This is a genomic window from Candidatus Caldatribacterium sp. (assembly GCA_014359405.1).
GTDB lineage: Bacteria > Atribacterota > Atribacteria > Atribacterales > Caldatribacteriaceae > Caldatribacterium > Caldatribacterium oleiphilum.
In genome coordinates this window covers 1-3,733 of the sequence record JACIZN010000152.1, presented here as the reverse complement: position 1 = coordinate 3,733, position 3,733 = coordinate 1, and the positions used below count along the sequence as shown (strand labels likewise).

Below are 3,733 nucleotides of genomic sequence, written 5' to 3'. Positions count from 1 at the left end.
GCAGGCAATCAGGTACTCGGCACCTTTTGCAAAATGGGGAGCAAGCTGCTCCGGCACCACCATGTACCCGACCCGCCATCCCGTGAGGGCATAGGTCTTCGAGAAGGAGAAGATGGTCACAAGGCGCTCCGGGTTCACGGAGCGGAAAAGCCCCAGGTGCTCGCCTTTGTAGATGTACTTTTCGTAAGCTTCGTCAGAGATAACGAGGAGGTTGTGCTCTTCTGCAAGGCGGGCGATTTCCTCAAGGACCTCGGCAGGAAAAACGACCCCGAGAGGATTAGATGGGGAGTTTACGAGAATCGCCTTCGTCTTTGGAGTGATGCACTTTCGGATTTCTGCAAAGTCGGGGAGGTAGTCATTCTCCGGTCGGAGGTGGTAGTGAATGGCTCTCCCTCCACAGAGAGAAACCTGGAAGAAGTGGTTCGTGAACCCTGGGTCGGGCACGAGTACCTCATCCTCGGGCTCAAGAATGGTCCGGAACACGGTGACCGTTCCAAAGAGTGATCCTGGTAGGACAATGATTGCCTCCGGAGACACATTCCAGTTCTTTTCTCTCCTGAGTTTCTCGGCTATCTTTGCCCGAAGGGTTGGAATGCCCACCGTGGGTGTGTAACGGATTTCTCCCTGGAAGAAGAAATCTTTGAGTCTCTCAAGGATGGCCGGAGGAGTGGGAAAGTGGGGCTCACCCATTTCTAAGCGGATTGTCCCGGGAATCGAAAGGGCCATGCCCATGAGCTCCCGGATGCCAGAGCGGGGGAGCTGGGAGATGCAGTCAGGAACGCAAATCATCGAGACTCCTCCTCTGTTTTTGCCGTATTATACCATCGCCTGTGGCTTGCAAAAGGAAAGGGTATTGGGTAGAAAAAAGAGTATGGCAGCGACACTTCTTCGCATGGTCAGAGAGTTTGCGCAGAACTTTGGGGAACTCGCTCTCCTTTTTCTCGGGATTTCCTTTGCCTTAGAGTGGGTTCTCCTCTTTTTCCCGGAACGGCGTATTGAAGCCATACTCCTTCGGCATCGCTCGCCTTTTCTGAGCAGCCTCCTCTGACTCCTCTCTGCTCCTACTCAAGCGTCCCCCTGGCAATTGCTTTCTTGCGCTTTGGGATTCCCTTTGAGGCCGTTGCTTCCTTTCTTTTCGTTTCCCCTCTCCTCAATCCCATTCTTGCCTCGTTCCTCGTCACTCTCTTTGGCTGGCAGAAGGCCCTCCTCTATGTCGCACTCGTCTTCTTTCAAACGGTGCTTTTAGGCTACCTCATCTCCCGGATTTCGAAGACTTTTTGGATTCGGGAAGGGTTTACCACCTCGGTGTTTTTGGAAAACACCAAAAGTGCAAGAGGCAATCTTTCCGAAGAAGTACGACGCATCCTCCTCGGAATAGGGGAATTGGCGCGGGGCATCCTCCCCTTCCTTGCCCTTGGGAGTGCCCTGGGAGTCCTGGTGGAATTTTTCCTCCCCCAGAACCTCCTCCTTCGCGTCTTCTCCCCTCAGGACCCCTCTGGAATCTTTTGGGTTTCCCTCCTTGGAATTCCCCTCTATCTCCGCGGGGAATTTGTTCTCCCTCTTGGGAAGGCGCTCCTTGACAAAGGCGTGAATTCCGGTATCATCGTGGCCTTCCTCGTGAGCGGGGCAGGAGGAGTGAGCATTCCAGAGCTTGCTCTCCTCCTTTCCGCCTTCCGCTGGCGGTTTGTAACTGTATTTGCTCTTCTTATCTTTCTCCTTGCCTTGGAGATGGGATTTGTGTTTTTCATCGTTGGGAACGTTCTGTAGCCCCTCCCGTCCAGGTGGAAGGGGCTACGCAGAACCTCAATCCCATCCCAGAAGCTCGGTTTTTGTGATTTTCCAGAATCCCCCAACCTTCCCGAGATGAATCCGGAGGTGGTCGGTGGCAGAGTAGGTCTCGCCTTCGTAAGTCTGAACCCAGACCTCGTCCACCCGGACGACTGCAGTCGTGGCATCGGGCACATTGACGAAGGTGAGGTTGACGAACTCGTCCTCTTCAATGGTTCCCACCATGATTTCGTTGAGGAGAAAGGCCCGAAGCTCCTCGTAGGTGGTGAGGGTGACCGACGAGCCGGTGGTGGTGTCAAGGTACGTGTAGGGGAGGGCGTAGAAGGGAAGAACGGCATCGACGTTGTTGGATTTGAGAGCCGCCGAGAGGCCCTGAAAGAACGATACCAATTCCCCCCGCATGGTCTCAAGCGTTTCGGGGGGAACGGCAATCGGATTCTCCACCGAGCACCCGGCGATGATGGAGAGCACGAGCAAAAAGAGAATGGGTACAACACTGTATCGCTTCACGGTTTTTCCTCCTTTTTTCCGGGCTCTTCTTCTCTGAAGAGTCCCTCTTCGATGGCAAAGATCACGAGCTTCACCCGGTCTTCGAAACCGAGTTTGTTCAAGATACTGCTCACGTAGTTTTTCACCGTCTTCTCGCTCAGGTGAAGTTCCTGCGCGGTAGTTCCATTGTCCTTTCCCTGGGTGAGGAGCCTCAGCACTTCTCTTTCTCTCTTCGTCAAAGCCTCAAGCGTTTGTTCTGTTTTCCCTCGAGGTTTTGGTACCTGAACCCCCTGAGCAAGGTACAGGGCCATTTCTGCTCCGATGACCAGGTCTCCCCGTAGGGCGGCTCGAATGTCGTTGACGATTCTTGCGAAAGGTGCGTTCTTAAGGATGTACCCCTGCGCCCCGAGGGAAAGCGCTTTAAGGAAGGACTCGCGCGAGTCGTCCACGGTGAGAACAAGAATATGGAGTTCGGGGACCTTTTGTCGGAGGACCTTGATAACCTCAAAGCCACTGGTGTCGGGAAGACGGAGGTCCACAAAGGCAATGTCAAAGGAACCCAAAGGTATGGCACGGAGCGCTTCTTCTCCATTTTCGTACACCGTACAGGTACCAAGTTTTTCTTCTTCGATAAGAGCCTTGAGACCCTCGGCAAAGAGAAGGTGGTCATCCACAATGGCGATGCGCAGGTTCTCCTTCTCATCAGACTGGATAACGGTAAATCCCCCCTTTCTATTAGGGTCGTATGGACACCTTTCCTTCCGGGTTATCCACAATGGGCGTTCTCCTTGAGGGAATCGTGCAACCCAGAACGAGCGAGTATCTGGAGTGTGAGTTTAGGACCCTTGCTCTTACGATACGCCTCCTTTCTCGGAAGGAAAATAGGAAATGTTTCCTATTTACCCTGCCCGTTAGCCCTATTTTTCCGGGAAGAAGTCCCAGGACAGGTTTCCCAACTTCCTCTCTTCCTCAGGATTTCCGGCTCTTTCTTCCCGGTCTTGCCCATCCGAAAATGAATGCATCAAAATTCAAAGGAGGTTAGGAGCATGAAGGTTACGGTTTTGGTGGTTTCGCTTGTGGTCGCGCTCTTTGTGGGTCTCAGCCTGGCGTACGCAGATGATGTGAGCGTAGGGAATTCCATGGTGATTGTGGCTGGCCCTTCGGTGTCCCAGAATAACTGGTTCTGCGCTACCCAGGAGCAGAATGTCACCCAGCTTATATTTGGAGCAAATACCCAGGATGCTACGAGTACTGGTGGTAGCGTCGGTGAGCTTTCTGGGAACGCTCTGGCAGCTAACCTGGGCCTTCTTGGTGGAGGAAACTCTAACGGGAGTGAGACTGAGGTCGAAAGTGAAGCAGAGAGTGATGGAGCAAATGCCGGGGACTCCCTGGCCGGGAATCTCGGTCTTGTGGGTAACGTGGCTTTGACGTTCCAGGGACAAATCGTTGAAGCAGA

At 53.5% G+C, this 3,733-nt stretch carries 4 protein-coding genes and 1 pseudogene; 2 read left to right on the top strand and 3 right to left on the bottom strand.

Going from position 1 to position 3,733, the window contains the following annotated elements:
- Window positions 1-789: pyridoxal phosphate-dependent aminotransferase (locus tag H5U36_09590; protein MBC7218361.1), on the bottom strand; the 789-nt coding region annotated here is incomplete at its 3' end.
- Between the two features lie 82 nt (window positions 790-871).
- On the opposite strand from H5U36_09590, the pseudogene H5U36_09585 reads away from it, so the two are divergent.
- Window positions 872-1,767: pseudogene (locus H5U36_09585) on the top strand (permease).
- Between the two features lie 36 nt (window positions 1,768-1,803).
- Here H5U36_09585 and H5U36_09580 read toward each other — a convergent pair.
- Together H5U36_09580 and H5U36_09575 are read right to left on the bottom strand one after the other, a co-directional pair.
- Window positions 1,804-2,298 (bottom strand): hypothetical protein, encoded by a 495-nt coding sequence (locus tag H5U36_09580; GenBank protein MBC7218360.1) that lies wholly within the window; start codon window positions 2,296-2,298, stop codon window positions 1,804-1,806.
- On the bottom strand, window positions 2,295-2,990 hold the full coding sequence (locus H5U36_09575; protein ID MBC7218359.1) for a response regulator transcription factor: 696 nt from the start codon (window positions 2,988-2,990) through the stop codon (window positions 2,295-2,297). Before H5U36_09575 ends, H5U36_09580 begins: the two co-directional genes overlap by 4 nt.
- 333 nt (window positions 2,991-3,323) lie before the next feature.
- Between H5U36_09575 and H5U36_09570 the strand changes: the two genes are divergently transcribed.
- Window positions 3,324-3,733: hypothetical protein (locus H5U36_09570; GenBank protein ID MBC7218358.1), on the top strand; the 410-nt coding region annotated here is incomplete at its 3' end.